This is a genomic window from Nocardioides zhouii (assembly GCF_004137345.1).
GTDB classification, from domain to species: Bacteria; Actinomycetota; Actinomycetes; order Propionibacteriales; family Nocardioidaceae; genus Nocardioides; species Nocardioides zhouii.
On the sequence record NZ_SDWV01000008.1, the window covers coordinates 122488 to 138416 of the forward strand.

Below are 15929 nucleotides of genomic sequence, written 5' to 3' on the forward strand. Positions count from 1 at the left end.
GTCGTCGTTCCCGGCCGTTCCGGACGTGGCCATGCCCACACTGCAGACGGCTGCCCACCGATGGTTGGACGTCCTAGAATCTCGGCATGAGCGACTTCCCGCTGTACGCCCTCTCCGAGGAGCACCAGGCCATCCGCGAGGCCGTCCGCGCCGTGTGCGACGCCAAGATCGCGCCGTTCGCGGCCGAGGTCGACGAGGAGGCCCGCTACCCGCGCGAGGCAGCCGCAGCGCTGCTCGCGTCGGACTTCCACGCCCCGCACGTGCCCGAGGCGTACGGCGGTGCCGGTGCCGACGCGCTCGCCACCGTGCTGGTGATCGAGGAGGTCGCCCGGGCGTGCGTGTCGTCGTCGCTGATCCCGGCCGTCAACAAGCTCGGCTCGCTGCCGGTGCAGATCGCCGGCTCCGAGGAGCTCAAGCAGACCTACCTGACCAAGCTCGCGGCCGGGGAGGGCGGCTTCTCCTACTGCCTCTCCGAGCCCGACGCCGGATCCGACGCGGGGGGCATGAAGACCCGCGCGGTCCGCGACGGCGACGAGTGGGTCATCGACGGCGTGAAGCGCTGGATCACCAACGCCGGCGAGTCCGAGTTCTACACCGTCATGGCCGTCACGGACGTCGAGAAGAAGACGCGGGGCGGGGTCTCCGCCTTCGTGGTCGAGAAGTCCGACGAGGGCGTCTCCTTCGGTGCGCCCGAGAAGAAGCTCGGCATCAAGGGCAGCCCGACCCGCGAGGTCTACTTCGACAAGGTGCGGATCCCCGCCGACCGGATGATCGGCGAGGAGGGCACCGGCTTCACGACCGCGATGCAGACCCTCGACCACACCCGCGTCACCATCGCCGCCCAGGCCGTCGGGGTCGCGCAGGGTGCCCTCGACTACGCGCTCGGCTACGCCAAGGAGCGCCAGCAGTTCGGGAAGTCGATCTCCGAGTTCCAGGGGCTGCAGTTCATGCTCGCCGACATGGGCATGAAGGTCGAGGCCGCCCGCCAGATGACGTACGCCGCCGCCGGCCGCTCGGAGCGCGGCGACGACGACCTCACCTTCTTCGGTGCCGCCGCGAAGTGCTTCGCCTCCGACGTCGCGATGGAGGTCACCGTCAACGCCGTGCAGGTGCTCGGCGGCTACGGCTACACCCGCGACTACCCGGTCGAGCGGATGATGCGCGACGCGAAGATCACCCAGATCTACGAGGGCACCAACCAGGTCCAGCGGATCGTGATGGCCCGCCAGCTGCTGGCCGGGGTGCAGTCGGAGCTCTGAGCCGCAGGTCAGCGACCGAAGAGCTTCGCGAGGAAGCCGCCACCGCCGCCCGCCTGCTTCTCGGCGGCGGTGTGCTGACCGCCGCACCAGTCCTGGGCGGGGACGCCGGCCTTGACCTGGGCGACGTGCTGGCCGCAGCCGGACCAGGTCGTTCCGCCGCAGGTCCTGCAACGCACTGCTCGGCACATGGTGGAGCTCCTTCTGGCGAGGGTCGGTGGTTGGAGCAATACGGTAGGGGGTATAGGGCCCGAACGCAAAACACCCCGGGGGGTATGCTGGGAACTGGCGCAAGCCGTCGCTGACCAGGAGGACTGATGGAGCTCGACCCGACCCAGATGAAGCCGGTCATCAACCGCATCAGGCGCGCGCAGGGCCAGTTGGCCGGCGTTCTCAGGTTGCTCGAGGAGGGGCGCGAGTGCGAGGACGTCGTCACCCAGCTCGCGGCGGTGTCGAAGGCCCTCGACCGCGCCGGGTTCGCCATCGTCGCGAGCGGTCTGCAGCAGTGCCTCGTCGACGGCGACGGTGACATCGACAGCCTCGACGTGAAGAAGCTGGAGAAGCTCTTCCTCTCGCTCGCCTGATCGGCTTTCGGGCGGCGGCTAGCCTCGACGGCGTGCCGACCCTGACCCTGGACCTTCCCGACGGCTCCGCCGATGCGTACCTCGCCGCCGCTCCCGACGGGCTCCCGGCCCCGGGCGTGCTGTTCATCGTCGACGCGATCGGCCTACGGCCGCAGATCGAGCGGATGGCCGACCGGATCGCGTCGTGGGGCTACACCGTGCTCGCTCCCCACGTCTTCCACCGGGAGGGCGCCGCGGCCGACCTCGCCCCACGCGGCGACCTGCGCGAGCCGGAGGCCCGGCAGGAGTTCATGAAGGAGGCGATGCCGCGCGTCCAGCGACTGACGCCCGACCTGGTGGCACGGGACTTCCCGGCGTACCTCTCCGCCCTGCGGGCCCGCCCGGAGGTCGCGGGGGAGGAGGTCGGGGTCACCGGCTACTGCATGGGCGCCCGGATCGCCGTACGCGCGGCCGGGCTCGACTCAGGCGTGGTCGCGGTCGGTGGGTGGCACGGAGGCGGTCTCGTGACCGACACCCCCCGACAGCCCGCACCTCGTCCTCGCGACCGCCCGGGCGGCCTTCGCCTTCGGGCACGCCGACAACGACGGCTCGATGCCGCCCGAGGCGGTCACGGCCCTCGGCGCCGCCCTCGACGCCGCCCTCGACGCGGCCGGCCTGCAGGCGGTCAACGAGGTCTTCCCCGGCCCGCACGGCTACTCGATGGCCGACACGGGGATGTACGACGAGGAGTCGGCCGAGCGGCACTTCGCCAGCCTGCGGGCGCTGCTCGACCGGACGCTCCAGCGGTAGGACCTCAGGTCGAGGCGCCGCTGCGGGAGTGCTCCGCGATCACCTCGAGGACGTGCGGACCGCCGACGCCACCGAGTCCGGCGACGACCCCGTCGCGGACCGGGACGGCACCGGGTGTGCCGGGCACGCCGACGGCCTCGACGGCGGTGGCCGGGGCCATCACCTGCAGCACCGGACCGGTGATGCCCTGGGCGCGCACGGTGGAGATGTCCTGGAAGACGACCAGGACGACGTCGCCGCCGTCCGACGCACGGAGTACGTCGTCGAGCACCTCGTCGCACCACCCGCAGTCGTGGCTCCAGGCCACCGCGGTCACGGTGTCCACGCCGGCCGTGACGGCCATGTCGGCGAGCGCCTCGGCATAGGTGGTGACCGAGCCGTCCTCGCGCGCGACCGTCAGGTCCGGGACGGCCTGCCCGACCTCCGGGACCCAGCCCGCCTGGTCCTCACGAGTCGGCTCGTCGTGCTCGTGGCGGTGAGCCTGCTGCTGCTGCGACGCACCGGTCATCAGGTTGACGCCGAGGTGGCGGCCGGAAGCGCGCCGACGCGCGCCGACGCGCGCGATGGTGCGGATGGACATGGGTTCTCCTGGGGTCTGTGGTCGTACGGGTTCGGGGGTCGCGTGTGCCCCCCGGCCCGGACCGGACTCAGGTGGGCAGGACCGCCAGCGGTGGCCCGCGGCCCGGCGGGACCAGCAGGTGCACGAGCGAGGACCCGAGGCGTACGTCGACCGGGCGCGGGCGCGGCCGGGACACGACCGGCAGGGCCGGGCGCAGCAGGAGCGAGACGACGTACGACGCCGCCCGCCGGCCGGCCCACCAGAGGACGGCGGTGAGCACGGTGACGAAGAGGTGTGCGGCGACCATCTGCCACGTCCAGCCGGGAGACGACCGGCAGCAACGCCCACAGCGGCACCTCACGGGTGAAGAGCAGGAGCCCGCCCGCGAACACGACGGCCGCGACGAGCGCGAGGCCCGGGCCTGTCGGTACCGTGCCGCCCGCCCAGGTGTGCGCGGAGGCGGCGCCGAGGAGGACGACCGCGGTCGCGGCGAGGGCGCGTGGGAGGGCGTACGGCGCACGCACGCGCACGACCCGGGCCCCCTCGCTCACGGACACATGGTCGCAGAGCGTCCCGGTGCGCGCGTGTGCGGGCTAGACCCCGTGCGTCCGTCCGGGGCGTCGGTAGTCCCCCTGGCCGTGGCTGTGACCATGGGACGGCGCGCACCCCATCCCGCGGCGCGAGCCGATGAACATCAGCGGGAAGATCAGCAGCCAGAACGGGGCGTGCGTGAGAACGCTCAGCACGACGAGCACCGCGATCACCGGCAGCAGCGGGAAGTGCCGGCGACGCTGGCTCCGCGATGCCGATCGGGCCGGCGGCGACGGGTAGGTCACCTGCGGGCGCGGCAGGTCGCTGAAGATGACCGCCAGGTCCGCGCGGGTGCGCGCGGTCCAGATGGCGTCGAGCCGCTCGTCGTACTCCTCGTGGTCGAGGCGACCGTCGGCGTAGTGACCGGCGAGGTCGGACATGGCCCGCTCACGGTCGCTGTCGGCGATCCGCGTCTGCGGGTCCGACGGGCTCATCGCTCGCCGTCCCGTCCGTCCGCGAGGATGCCGTAGAGCCGGCGCCTGGTGTCGACGAGCACGTCGAGGGCGGCCTTCTTCTGCTGCTCCGAACCCTGGGTCGCGAGCTGCCACACGGCGCTGACGACCTGGCCGATCTCGCTCTTGATGTCGGCCTGGCCCGACGGCTGGTCGCTCGCGACCGGCTCGGTCCGCGCGAAGGGCGCCCAGACCGAGGCGAGCTCGTCGGAGTTGCCCTCGGCCCACGTGACGCCCTGGTCGGTGAGCCGGATCGTGCGCCGTCCGCGCTCGTCGTCGGACTCCACGAGGCCCTCGTCCTGCAGCTGCTGGATCGTGGGGTAGACCGAGCCGGGGGAGGGGCGCCACTCGCCGTTGCTGAGCTCGGCGATCTCCTGGATCACCTGGTAGCCGTTGATCGGCTCCTCCGCGGCGCGGGCGCGGTGGAGCACGTCGATGATCGCCGTACGGACGTCGCCGCGGCGCACCTTCGGGCCTCGCTGCGGCGGTGCCTGGGGGCCGGTCGCGAGGTTGAAGAGCTCGCCCAGCCACGGCGGCGGTCCGCCTGCCCGGCGGCCGGGTCGGCGCGCGTCGGATCCGTCGTTCTGGGGCCAGTCCGCCCCGGGCCAGTGGCGTCCCATGTCGTGCTCCCTCGGGTGTTCGGTCGTCAAGACTCGTGATCTATCGCTGGTCTATCGCGATATATCGTGAGCGTACGCCGACGCAGAAGACCGTTCAAGGGAGCGGCGCAATTGGTCTAGCGCGCCCGGCCGGTCGGGGTGCACGCGCGCTTGGGCACGGTGCTGTCGTTGATGAGCGCCTTGAAGAGGGCGGGCGCCCGGTCGGGGTCGGCGATGATCCGGTTGGGGTCGCTCGGCGCCGCGAGGTTGGGCATGGTGCAGGTCTGGCTGTCGCCGGTCATGGCGAGCGCGAACCGGCCGATGTCGACCGGGTTCATCCCCTCGTCGATCCGGATGGCGCCCGACGCGGCCTTGTTGAGGCTCCAGTAGCGCAGCGGGTTCACGAAGGTCCACGGCGACAGTGCCTCGTCGCCGAGGGCGCTGATCACCTCGCGCTGGCGGGCGACGCGGTCGAGGTCGCTGAGCGCGGTGACGTGGCGCGAGCGGGAGTACGCCAGCGCGGTGAGGCCGTCGACCTCCTGGCAGCCCTTCTTGATGTCGAGGCGGGCCAGCGGGTCCTTCATGTCCTGCTTGGGACAGATCTCCACGCCGCCGAACGCGTCGACGGTGTTGATCACGCTGCCGAAGCCGAGCTCGACGTAGTGGTCGATGTGGATGCCGGTCAGCTTCTCGACGGTCGCCACCAGCTTGGGCGCGCCGCCGCTCGCGAACGCGGAGTTGATCATCTGGGTTCCGTCTCCCGGCACCTCGGCGAGGGTGTCGCGGGGGATCGACATCAGGGTGCGGCCGCCCGAGCCGGTGTGCAGCACGATGATCGTGTCGGTGTTGGTGCCGCCACGCTCCGTGGTGTCGAGCTCCTTGCGCTGCTCGGCATTGAGGTCGTCCGCCTTGTCGGAGCCGACGATGAGGTAGTTGGTGCCCGGCTGGTCGTCGGGGCGGCTGCCCCCGGGCTCGGCGTCGACCTTGTCGATCTGGGTCCAGTAGTAGAGCGGGATCGCGACGAGGTAGACCACGACGAGCAGGAGCAGCAGCGGGATGAAGCCGAGGCGGAGACGGGGGCGCCACCGGCGCTTCTTCGGCCGGGGCTGCGGCGGTGGCATCGCGACCGAGGAGCGGGGGTCGCTCGGCGGCTGGCCGCCGGAGCCGCGTGCCTCGCGCCGGGCCGCGGGCATGACCCGGGTCTCGTCGGCTCCCTGGGGCGGCTGACCCTGCGTGGGCACCTGCTGGGTGGCGTCGCCCGGCGGGGCCTGGGACTTGCCCCCGTAGAGCCAGTCGTACTCGGGCGTTCCCTTCTCGGGCATCCCGGAGCCCTGCGGACGATCAGCCATGGGAGAGGACGCTACCGTGCGACGCGTGAGCGATCCGCGTCCCACGTCGTACAGCCGGGTGAGCCTCGGCATCATCGCCTCGGCGACCGAGGCCAACCTCCTCGGCAACGTCCACGGTGGCGACATCATGAAGCTGGCCGACTCCACGGCCGGCGCGGTCGCCTACCGGCACAGCGGCGGGCCGGCGGTGACGGCGGCGATGGACGAGATGACGTTCCTGGAGCCGGTGCACGTCGGCGACATCATCAAGACGTACGCCCAGGTCAACTGGGCCGGCACCTCGTCGATGGAGATCGGCGTCCGCGTCGAGGCGCAGCCGTGGGGCAACGCCGCCGACGCGCCCCTGCACGTGGCGAGCGCCTACTTCGTGTTCGTCGCGATCGACGAGGACGGCCACTCGCGCCGGGTCCCGCCGCTGCAAACCGAGACGCCCAGCGACGTACGCCGCCAGCGCGAGGCCGAGATCCGCCGCGCGCACCGGCTGGCGCGCAAGACCGAGATCGACGAGGGCCGGGAAGGATGAGTGAGGGGTGAGCGACTGGCGACACCTCCGGACCGGACGGCTGTGGCTGGACGAGCCGGTGCAGGACGACCTGGAAGACCTCCACCGCATCCACGCCGATCCGGACAGCTGGGCACACTTCCCGCAGGGACGACACCTCGACCTCGCCCGGACGCAGCGGACGCTCGACGCGAGCGAGGTCGAGTGGACGCACGGCCTTGGCTATTGGAGCGTCCGTGACTCGACGAACGGACCGGTCATCGGGATGGCCGGATGCGCGGTCGTGGCAGACCGGCCCTGGGGGAACCTCTATTACCGCTTCGACCCCGCCGCCCGCGGCCGCGGATACGCCTCGGAGGTGGCTGAGGCGGCTGTGGAAGCGGCCCACGTCGTCGCGCCCGACCGCCCGGTCATGGCCTACCTGCTCGAGATCAACGTCGCGTCGCGGCGCACCGCGGAGAAGGCTGGCCTGACGCTCGTCTGGCGTGGGCCGGACGCAGGCAACGAGGATCCGGACGCAGTGCGCCTGGTCTACCTGGATCGGGAGCCCGACGCTGCGATCCGCGCCGCCGTGGACGAGCACTTCACCCCGAGACCGGCAGTCTGAGGGCCACGGCGCGTCGCGGGCCGGTGGGACGGGTGTGACTGGTGATACTGGTCGGGCTGACTTCCCCCAGCTGAAAGGCCCCCGATGCCGCCCGCCACGCCCTCCGGGTCGCACCAGATGCGCTTCACCACGCTCGACCGCGCGCAACGCGTGCGGTTCCGCCGCGCGGTGACCCTGATGCTGATGACCTTCGTGCTCCCCGGATCCGCCCAGCTCGTGTCGGGCAACCGCCGCGTCGGCCGGATCGCGATGCGGACCTGGATCGCGCTCGTCGTCGTGGCCGTCGTGGCGCTCGCGTCGTCGTACGTCTGGCACGGCGTGGCCTTCTGGGCCGGCACCAACACGACCCTCCTGCAGGTGCTGCGCCTCGGGCTGATGGCGCTCGCCATCGGCTGGGCCTACCTGTTCATCGACGCCTGGCGGCTGGGCCAGCCGCTCACCCTCCAGCGCCAGCACCGGCTGGCGATCGTCGGGGTCAACGGCTTCCTCTGCTTCAGCGTCGCCGGCGCCCTGCTCTTCGGCGCACACGTGGTCGGCGTGCAGCGCGACTTCATGATCTCGATGTTCGGCAACGGCGCAGCGGTCGATGCCAGCCACGGCCGCTACAACGTGCTGCTCATGGGCGGCGACTCCGGCGCGGGACGCTGGGGGCTGCGACCCGACTCGATGACCGTCGCGAGCATCGACGCCGAGACCGGCAAGGCCGTGCTCATCTCGCTCCCGCGCAACATGCAGAACTTCCCCTTCGTCGAGGGCTCGGTCATGGCGAAGCAGTTCCCCGACGGGTTCGACGTCGAGGGGATGTACCTCAACGGTCTCTCCACCTGGGCGCTCGACCACGCCGACCTCTTCAAGGGCTCGAAGAGCCCGGGCGTCGACGCCACCGTCATGGGCGTCGAGGGCATCACCGGCCTCGACATCAACTACTGGGCGATGGTCAACCTCGAGGGCTTCAAGGACCTGGTCGACGCGGTCGGCGGCGTCGAGCTCAACGTCCGCCAACCGATCCCGGTGGGCCTGCCCTTCGAGAAGACCTTCCACTACATCGATCCCGGCAAGCGCACCCTCAACGGCCACGACACGCTCTGGTTCGCCCGGGCGCGCGAGGGCTCCGACGACTACTCCCGCATGGCGCGGCAGAAGTGCGTGATGAGCGCGATGCTCCAGCAGGTCAGCCCGCAGGTCGCGCTGCGCAACTTCGAGCAGATCGCCGGCGCGAGCTCCGCGATGGTGTCCACCGACATCCCGCGCGGCGAGGTCGACCGCTTCGTCGAGCTGGCCCTCAAGGCCAAGAGCCAGAAGATCGCGACCCTGTCGCTGGTCCCGCCGATGATCAACACCGCACACCCCGACATCGCCCTGGTGCAGGAGAAGGTCGCCGCGGCTATCGCCCGGGCGGAGGGCCAGAAGCCCACGCCCGACACGGCCGAGGCTGCTCCCGCCGAGGAGGCGCCCGCCGCCGACGCTCCCACCGAGGACACCGCCTCGGCGCCGGCCACCACGCCCGCGGCGCCGGTGACGCCGAGCCAGGCGCCCGCGGTCACCGGAGGGTCGGTCGGCTCGCTCGCCCAGGGCTACGCCGCCAACCAGTCGGAGGACCTCGGCGCGGTGTGCTGATCGCGGAGACGCTGGCACGCACCCCGGCCCCTAGGGTGTACGCCGTGACGACCACCGGACCGCTGCCCCGCATCGTCGCGGTCGTGGTCACCTTCAATCGCCTCGGCCTGCTGCAGAAGCTCGTTGAGCGGCTCGGCGAGATCGACGGGCTCGGCGAGGTGCTCGTGGTGGACAACGCCTCCTCGGACGGCACAGGGGAGTGGCTCGACGCGCGCGGCCACACCGGGGAGATCCCGCTGCGCTCCCGCACGCTCAGCACCAACCGCGGCGGCGCCGGCGGCTTCCACGACGGCCTGGCCTGGGCGATCGACCGGGAGGCCGACCTGGTCTGGCTGATGGACGACGACGGGCTGCCCGACCACGACTGCCTCGCCCACCTGCTCGAGGAGGCCGACAACCTCGACTTCTGGGGACCGCTGGTCGTCGACGAGGCCGACCCGGGCCGGCTGGTCTTCCCGATCCGCCTGCCCGGCAGCACCCGCGTGGTGCACGCCGTCGACGACGTACGCCGGGCTGCGAAGCGCGACCGGATCGACGGGATCGTCATTCCCTTCAATGGCGTCCTCGTGACCAAGGAACTGGTCGACCGGATCGGGCTGCCGCGCGAGGAGTTCTTCATCTGGGGCGACGACCACGAGTACCGGCTGCGCGCCGAGGAGGCGGGCGCCCGCGTCGCCACCGTCGTCACCGCGACCGTGCGCCACCCGAGCGTCGGCAACCTCGGCACCCCGATGATGTTCGGCCGGACGACGTACAACGACTCGCCCAGCGACCTCAAGCACTACTGCATGGCGCGCAACAACCTGGTCAACCTCCGCGACTACCGCGGCCCGCTCCACGCCGTCGCCTTCGTGGTGAAGACCGCCTGGTTCTACACCTTCACGCGGCCGAGCCTGTCGCGGCTGCGGCTCAGCCTGCGGGCCATGCGCGCCGGCATCGCCGGCGACTTCGAGGGCCACCGGAGGTTCCTGTCGTGACCTCCCGCGAGACGGTCGCGGTCGTGGTCGTGACCCACAACCGCGCCGACCTGCTCGTCGGCATGCTCGACGGGCTCGCCGCCCAGACGCACGCGCCCGATGCGGTCATCGTCATCGACAACGGCAGCACCGACCACACGGCCGACGTGCTCTCCCAGAGGGTGGCTCGCGACGACCTGCCGCTCGAGGTCATCACCCAGGAGAACCTCGGCGGCGCCGGTGGCTTCCACCGCGGGGTGCGGACAGCGTACGACCGGGGCTTCGACCGGATCTGGCTGATGGACGACGACGTCGTGCCCGCCCCCGACTGCCTGGCCGCGCTGATGGCCGTCGACGAGGATTGCCTGATCGCCGTGCGCGAGGACCTCTCCGGCGTCATGGTGGAGAAGGCGGCCGTCGAGTTCGACCTGCGCAACCCGCTCGCCATCCGGCCCAAGCGCTCGACCGTCGACTCGGCGTACGCCGACCGCGCGTCGATGCCGCCGCTGGTCGAGGTGCAGAACGTCGCCTTCGAGGGCTTCATGGTGCGGAGCAGCGTGGTCGCCGAGATCGGCTTCCCCGACCCGGCGTTCTTCATCTTCTACGACGACGTCGACTTCGCCGTACGCGCCCGCGAGTCCGGCCGCCACGTCTGGGCGGTCCGCGACGCCGTCCTGGTGCGCCAGCTCGACTTCAACCAGCAGCACGACCTGTCCGGCTGGAAGGGCTTCTACATGTACCGCAACCTCTTCGTGGTGCACCTGCGCCACGGGGAGAACGTCCTGGTCCGGCTCAAGCCGTGGCTGATCACGCTTGCCGTGGTGCTGCTCAGTCCGGTGCGCGGCGGCCGGGCGGAGGCCCGCAACGTGATCCGCGCCATGGCCTCGGCGCGGGGCATGCGCCGCGTGTCCGATCCGGCCCGCCCCCCTCGCTAGACTCGAGCGCGCCTCTCACCACGGCGCCTTTCCCACTACAGGAGTTCCTCCCTTGTCCCAGGGCACCACTCACGAAGTCCCGCTTCCCGACCTCGTCATCGTCGGTGCCGGCCTGTTCGGTCTCACCATCGCCGAGCGCTGCGCCGAGGAGCTGGGTCTCCGCGTGCTCATCCTCGAGCGTCGCCACCACCTCGGCGGCAACGCCTACAGCGAGCGCAACCCCGAGACGAACGTGGAGGTGCACAAGTACGGCGCGCACCTCTTCCACACCTCCAACGAGCGCGTGTGGGAGTACGCCAGCCGGTTCACGTCGTTCACCGACTACCGGCACAAGGTGTTCGGCAAGTACCAGGGGCAGGTCTACTCCCTGCCGCTCAACCTCGCCCTGATCAACCAGTTCTTCGGGAAGTCCCACACGCCTGAGGAGGCCCGGGCGCTGATCGCCGAGCAGTCGAGCGAGGTCGCGACCGAGGACGCCTCCAACCTGGAGGAGAAGGCGATCAGCCTGATCGGGCGACCCCTGTACGAGGCGTTCATCAAGGGCTACACCGCCAAGCAGTGGCAGACCGACCCCACCGAGCTGAGCGCCGACATCATCACGCGGCTCCCGGTGCGCTACACGTTCCAGAACGGCTGGTTCAGCGACACGTACGAGGGCCTGCCCACCGACGGCTACACCGCGTGGCTGACCAGGATGGCCGACCACCCGAACATCGAGATCCGCCTCGAGACCGACTTCCTGGATCCCACCACCGCGGTCGCCGACGAGTTCAAGGGCAAGGTCCCGATCGTCTACACCGGCCCCGTCGACGAGTACTTCGGCAACTCCGAGGGCCGCCTGTCGTGGCGGACCGTCGACCTCGAGGAGAGCGTCGTCGAGACCGACGACTTCCAGGGCACCGGCGTCGTGAACTACAACGACCAGGACGTCCCGTACACGCGCATCATCGAGTTCAAGCACTTCCACCCGGAGCGGGAGAAGACCCACCTGCCCGGCAAGAGCGTGATCGTGCACGAGTACAGCCGCTTCGCGGAGGAGGGCGACGAGCCCTACTACCCGGTGAACACCGCCGACGACCGCGCCAAGCTGCTCAAGTACCGCGAGCTCGCCCAGGCCGAGCCGATGGTCCTCTTCGGCGGTCGCCTCGGCACCTACAAGTACCTCGACATGCACATGGCGATCGGTGCCGCGCTGTCGATGTACGACAACAAGCTCAAGCCCCACTTCACCGAGGGCGCGGAGCTGACCAGCGGAGGCATCGACGCATGAGCACCACCACCCGACTGCTCCAGCGGCAGATCCTCCCGCTCGACCGCGACACCGACGTCTTCCCGCTCTACGTCGACCTCGAGGAGCCCAAGCTCGACACCGACCGGTTCGAGGTGGGTGGCAACGCCGCGGCCAAGGACCTCAACAACGCCGCGATCCGCCAGTCGACCTCCACCGGGCGCAAGCTCCACCCCGACCAGATCCGCTCGCGCACCGCGTTGCGGCTCGAGCCGTCGCAGCTGCTGTCGTTCGGCACGTACTTCAACGCGTTCCCGGCGTCCTACTGGCGCCGCCACACGGTCGTCACCGAGGTCGAGCTCACCGTCACCGTCTCCGGTGCGGGCTCCGCAGTGACGGTCTACAAGTCGATGGCGCGCGGCAACGCGCAGCGCGTCGACGCCGCTGCGGTCGAGGGTGACTCCGGGTCGTTCAGCTTCACGCTCCCGCTCAAGCCGTTCGTCGACGGCGGGTGGTACTGGTACGACGTCGTCGCCGGCGACGAGGGCGCGACGGTCGAGAGCGCCGAGTGGACCGCACAGGTCCCGGTTGACCGTGCCCAGCACGGCACGGTCGACGTCTGCATCACCACGATGCTGCCCGACATGAGCGCACAGCTCCTGGGCCAGCTCGGGGACGCCGAGGAGCTCCAGCCCTACCTCGACACGGTCTTCGTGATGGACCAGGGCAAGGACAAGGTCACCGACAGCAGCCACTTCCCGGCGGCCAAGGCGGGCCTGGGCGACAAGCTGCGGGTGATCGTGCAGGGCAACCTCGGCGGCTCGGGCGGCTACGCCCGCGGCCAGCTCGAGAGTGTCCGCAAGGGCACCGCGACGTACGCGATGATGATGGACGACGACGTCGTCTCCGAGCCCGAGGGCATCATCCGCGCGGTCACCTTCGGCGACCTCGCCAAGCGGCCGACCATCGTCGGTGGCCACATGTTCAACCTCTACAGCCGGGCCCAGTTGCACTCCTTCGGCGAGATCGTCCACCCGTGGCGCTTCTGGTGGCAGACCCGCCTCGACGGCTACAGCCAGTGGGACTTCGGCGCCCGCAACCTGCGCTCCTCGCGCTGGCTGCACAAGCGGGCCGATGTCGACTTCAACGGCTGGTTCATGTGCCTGATCCCGCGGGTCGTCCTCGAGGAGATCGGGCTGTCGCTGCCGATCTTCATCAAGTGGGACGACTCCGAGTTCGGCCTGCGCGCCAGGGAGGCCGGCTACCCCACGGTGTCCTTCCCCGGTGCCGCGGTCTGGCACATGCCGTGGACCGACAAGAACGACGGCGTCGACTGGCAGTCCTACTTCCACCACCGCAACCGGCTCATCGCCGCGCTGCTGCACTCGCCCTATGAGCGCGGCGGCCGGATGGTCCGCGAGAGCCTCAACCACCAGGTCAAGCACGTCGCCTCGCTGCAGTACTCCACCGCGGAGCTGCGGCACCTCGCGATGGAGGACGTCCTGCGCGGTCCGCACGCGCTGCACGGCGAGCTCGCCACCAAGCTGGCGGACATCAACGCCTTCCGGTTGCAGTTCTCCGACGCGCAGCTCCACCCCGACCGGGACGAGCTGCCGCCGGTGCGTCGCAAGAAGCCGCCGAAGAAGGGCAAGGCCGACATCGAGATCCCGGGTCGGCTCAGCACCCTGATCGCCGCCGGTCTCGCACCGATCCGCCAGCTGCGCCCGGTGCGGGAGCTGTCCGACGAGTACCCCGAGACCGAGCTCACCGCGATGGACGCCAAGTGGTGGAACCTCGTGAAGTACGACTCGGTCGTGGTCTCGATGAACGACGGCGCCTCCCACGCGCTCTACAAGCGCGACCCCGCGCACTACCGTGACCTGATGAAGCGGACGATCGAGATCCACCGCCGCTTCCACCGCGAGTGGCCCGAGCTCGCCCGTCAGTACCGCGAGGCCCTCGGCGACATCACCTCACCCGAGGCATGGGACAAGACGTTCGCGCCGTGGACCGAGGGATCCGACGGCGACGATGAGTGAGCGACTCGTGAGCTCGACGCCCGCGGAGCCCGCCAGGCGTACGGTCAGCGAGCTCGACGCCCTGCCGCTGGCGCCGCCCGCGGCGACGGGCCTGAGCGAGGTCGTACGCCGGCGCTACCTGCTGGGCATGCTCGTGCGCAACACGATCAAGTCGCGCTACCAGGGCACCGTTCTCGGGTGGGTCTGGAGCTACCTGCAGCCGGCCATCCGGTTCTGCATGTTCTACTTCCTCTTCCAGGTGATGATCGGCCGCGGCTCCAGCATGGAGAACTTCGCGATCCACCTGTTCGCGGGGATGGTGATCGTCCACTTCTTCACCGAGACGTTCAACGGCGGAACGCAGTCGCTGGTGCAGAACCGGTCCCTGATCACCAAGCTGCCGGTGCCGCGCGAGATGTTCCCGGTGGCCCGGATGCTCGTGGCCGGCTGGCACACGATCCCGATGCTCATCATCCTGCTCGTGCCCTGCCTCCTGCTCGGGTGGAAGCCCGACCTCGTGGGCATGGCGGCCGCCCTGCTCGGGTTCAGCCTGACCGCCGCCCTGGGCCTGGCGCTCGGCCTGCTCTTCAGTGTCGGCAACGTCTTCATGCGCGACGTCGGGAAGATCGCGCAGACGCTGACGCAGTTCGTCACCTTCAGCGTGCCGATGATGTATCCGTACACGCTGGTGCACGAGCGGTTCGGGGACTCCGTCGCCGGCTATTACCTCTTCAACCCGATGGCGGAGGCCGTGCTGCTCATCCAGCGCGGTTTCTGGATCGGCACCACGAGCGACCCGGACGCCACGGCAGCGGTGCACATGCCGGACCACCTGTTCACGCGCGGGTTGATCATGCTCGCGGTGTCGCTCGTCCTGCTGGTGCTCGCGCAGCGGATCTTCGCGCGCCTCGAGGCGAAGGTCCCGGAGCGCCTCTGATGACGACCATGATCAAGGTGGACAACGCCACCAAGGCCTTCACCCTGTCCTACCAGCGCTCGCTCAAGCAGACGGTCCTGGCCAAGGCGCGGGGCCGCAAGACGCACGACACGTTCAACGCGGTCGACGACGTCACCTTCTCCGTCCACGAGGGCGAGGCCGTCGGGCTGATGGGGCTCAACGGCTCGGGCAAGTCGACGCTGCTCAAGCTGATCAGCGGCGTGATGCGGCCCGACTCCGGCTCGGTGCTCACCCGCGGCCGGATCGCGGGGCTCATCGCCACCGGCACCGGGTTCGACAACAACCTGAGCGGGCGCGAGAACCTCTACCTCAACGCCGCCATCCTCGGGATGTCGCGGGCCGAGACGGATCGCAAGTTCGACGAGATCGTCGACTTCGCCGACCTCGGCAAGTTCCTCGACACCGACGTCGCCTACTACAGCTCCGGCATGAAGGCCCGCCTCGGCTTCTCGGTGGCGGTCAACGTCGACGCCGACATCTTCATCGCCGACGAGGCACTGGCGGTGGGGGACCGGCCCTTCAAGCGCAAGTGCAAGAAACGGATGGACGAGATCGTCGCTTCCGGCGTGACGATGTTCTACGTCTCGCACGCCCCCGGCTCGGTGCGCACCCTCTGCAACCGCGTGCTCATCATGGAGAACGGCCGGCTCGGCTTCGACGGTGACGTCGAGGAAGGCATCCACTACCTCCACTACGACGACAACGGCGACGACAGCGGCGACGACGACGAGCTCGGCACCGACATATAGCGGCACCCGCCTCGCCACCCGAGCGGTGCGTCACGTGCCAGAATCGCTGAAGAATTACACCCATGTAACGGCGTGTCGAGTGGAAATTACACGTTTGTAGTTACTCAGAAACCCTTCCGTGACTGGTGTGACTGGTGTGAACTCTCCCGTGTGTGACCTTCCCCCACACAGGAGTAGATC

The 15929-nt window shown here is 70.1% G+C and carries 18 protein-coding genes and 1 pseudogene; 13 read left to right on the forward strand and 6 right to left on the reverse strand.

All coding sequences use genetic code 11. The features are described from left to right. Window positions 1–86 precede the first annotated feature (86 nt). Window positions 87–1259, forward strand: a complete 1173-nt coding sequence (locus EUA94_RS09900; RefSeq protein ID WP_129426709.1) for an acyl-CoA dehydrogenase family protein — start codon at window positions 87–89, stop codon at window positions 1257–1259. A gap of 8 nt (window positions 1260–1267) precedes the next feature. Here EUA94_RS09900 and EUA94_RS09905 read toward each other — a convergent pair whose 3' ends face one another. Continuing rightward, entirely contained in the window at window positions 1268–1447 is a 180-nt protein-coding gene (locus EUA94_RS09905; protein ID WP_129426710.1) for a hypothetical protein, read from the reverse strand. A gap of 126 nt (window positions 1448–1573) precedes the next feature. Here EUA94_RS09905 and EUA94_RS09910 point away from each other — a divergent pair, with 126 nt between their 5' ends. From EUA94_RS09910 to EUA94_RS22620, 3 genes and pseudogenes are all read left to right on the forward strand, one after another. Continuing rightward, window positions 1574–1840, forward strand: coding sequence for a metal-sensitive transcriptional regulator (locus tag EUA94_RS09910; protein ID WP_129426711.1), 267 nt, complete (start codon window positions 1574–1576; stop codon window positions 1838–1840). Window positions 1841–1956: 116 nt separating this feature from the next. Further along, window positions 1957–2292 (forward strand): annotated as a pseudogene (locus EUA94_RS22615) (dienelactone hydrolase family protein); the annotation flags it as partial. A 139-nt stretch (window positions 2293–2431) separates the two neighbouring features. Then, the gene (locus tag EUA94_RS22620) at window positions 2432–2629 is read left to right on the forward strand and encodes a hypothetical protein (protein ID WP_242494787.1); all 198 of its coding nucleotides are present in this window, start codon (window positions 2432–2434) and stop codon (window positions 2627–2629) included. Window positions 2630–2633: 4 nt separating this feature from the next. Here the strand turns inward: EUA94_RS22620 and EUA94_RS09920 are convergent, their stop codons facing one another. The 5 genes from EUA94_RS09920 to EUA94_RS09940 form a co-directional block, all read right to left on the reverse strand. Continuing rightward, entirely contained in the window at window positions 2634–3209 is a 576-nt protein-coding gene (locus tag EUA94_RS09920; RefSeq protein ID WP_129426712.1) for a hypothetical protein, read from the reverse strand. Between the two features lie 67 nt (window positions 3210–3276). Then, window positions 3277–3495 (reverse strand): hypothetical protein, encoded by a 219-nt coding sequence (locus EUA94_RS09925; RefSeq protein ID WP_129426713.1) that lies wholly within the window; start codon window positions 3493–3495, stop codon window positions 3277–3279. 286 nt (window positions 3496–3781) lie between these two features. After that, the gene (locus EUA94_RS09930) at window positions 3782–4213 is read right to left on the reverse strand and encodes a DUF1707 SHOCT-like domain-containing protein (RefSeq protein ID WP_129426714.1); all 432 of its coding nucleotides are present in this window, start codon (window positions 4211–4213) and stop codon (window positions 3782–3784) included. Further along, window positions 4210–4851 (reverse strand): PadR family transcriptional regulator, encoded by a 642-nt coding sequence (locus EUA94_RS09935; protein WP_129426715.1) that lies wholly within the window; start codon window positions 4849–4851, stop codon window positions 4210–4212. Before EUA94_RS09935 ends, EUA94_RS09930 begins: the two co-directional genes overlap by 4 nt. Before the next feature lie 116 nt (window positions 4852–4967). After that, window positions 4968–6179, reverse strand: a complete 1212-nt coding sequence (locus EUA94_RS09940; protein ID WP_129426716.1) for an LCP family protein — start codon at window positions 6177–6179, stop codon at window positions 4968–4970. Between the two features lie 25 nt (window positions 6180–6204). Between EUA94_RS09940 and EUA94_RS09945 the strand changes: the two genes are divergently transcribed. The 9 genes from EUA94_RS09945 (at window position 6205) to EUA94_RS09985 (ending at window position 15749) form a co-directional block, all read left to right on the forward strand. Beyond that, a complete protein-coding gene (locus EUA94_RS09945) occupies window positions 6205–6702 on the forward strand; it encodes an acyl-CoA thioesterase (RefSeq protein ID WP_242494776.1) in 498 nt (165 codons plus the stop codon). 7 nt (window positions 6703–6709) lie between these two features. Further along, window positions 6710–7288, forward strand: a complete 579-nt coding sequence (locus tag EUA94_RS09950; protein ID WP_129426718.1) for a GNAT family N-acetyltransferase — start codon at window positions 6710–6712, stop codon at window positions 7286–7288. 84 nt (window positions 7289–7372) lie between these two features. After that, window positions 7373–8905 (forward strand): LCP family protein, encoded by a 1533-nt coding sequence (locus EUA94_RS09955; protein ID WP_129426719.1) that lies wholly within the window; start codon window positions 7373–7375, stop codon window positions 8903–8905. A 44-nt stretch (window positions 8906–8949) separates the two neighbouring features. Further along, complete coding sequence (locus EUA94_RS09960; protein ID WP_242494777.1) at window positions 8950–9882, forward strand: glycosyltransferase family 2 protein; 933 nt, start codon at window positions 8950–8952, stop codon at window positions 9880–9882. Then, entirely contained in the window at window positions 9879–10796 is a 918-nt protein-coding gene (locus tag EUA94_RS09965) for a glycosyltransferase family 2 protein (protein WP_129426720.1), read from the forward strand. The genes EUA94_RS09960 and EUA94_RS09965 overlap by 4 nt, the downstream gene beginning before the upstream one ends. A gap of 52 nt (window positions 10797–10848) precedes the next feature. Further along, entirely contained in the window at window positions 10849–12066 is a 1218-nt protein-coding gene (gene glf / locus EUA94_RS09970) for a UDP-galactopyranose mutase (RefSeq protein WP_129426721.1), read from the forward strand. After that, window positions 12063–14063, forward strand: a complete 2001-nt coding sequence (locus EUA94_RS09975; protein WP_129426722.1) for a glycosyltransferase — start codon at window positions 12063–12065, stop codon at window positions 14061–14063. Before glf ends, EUA94_RS09975 begins: the two co-directional genes overlap by 4 nt. Continuing rightward, a complete protein-coding gene (locus tag EUA94_RS09980) occupies window positions 14056–14979 on the forward strand; it encodes an ABC transporter permease (RefSeq protein ID WP_129426723.1) in 924 nt (307 codons plus the stop codon). Before EUA94_RS09975 ends, EUA94_RS09980 begins: the two co-directional genes overlap by 8 nt. Continuing rightward, window positions 14979–15749: an ABC transporter ATP-binding protein gene (locus tag EUA94_RS09985; RefSeq protein ID WP_129426724.1), complete on the forward strand. Its 771-nt coding sequence runs from the start codon at window positions 14979–14981 to the stop codon at window positions 15747–15749. The genes EUA94_RS09980 and EUA94_RS09985 overlap by 1 nt, the downstream gene beginning before the upstream one ends. The last annotated feature ends 180 nt before the right edge of the window (window positions 15750–15929 follow it).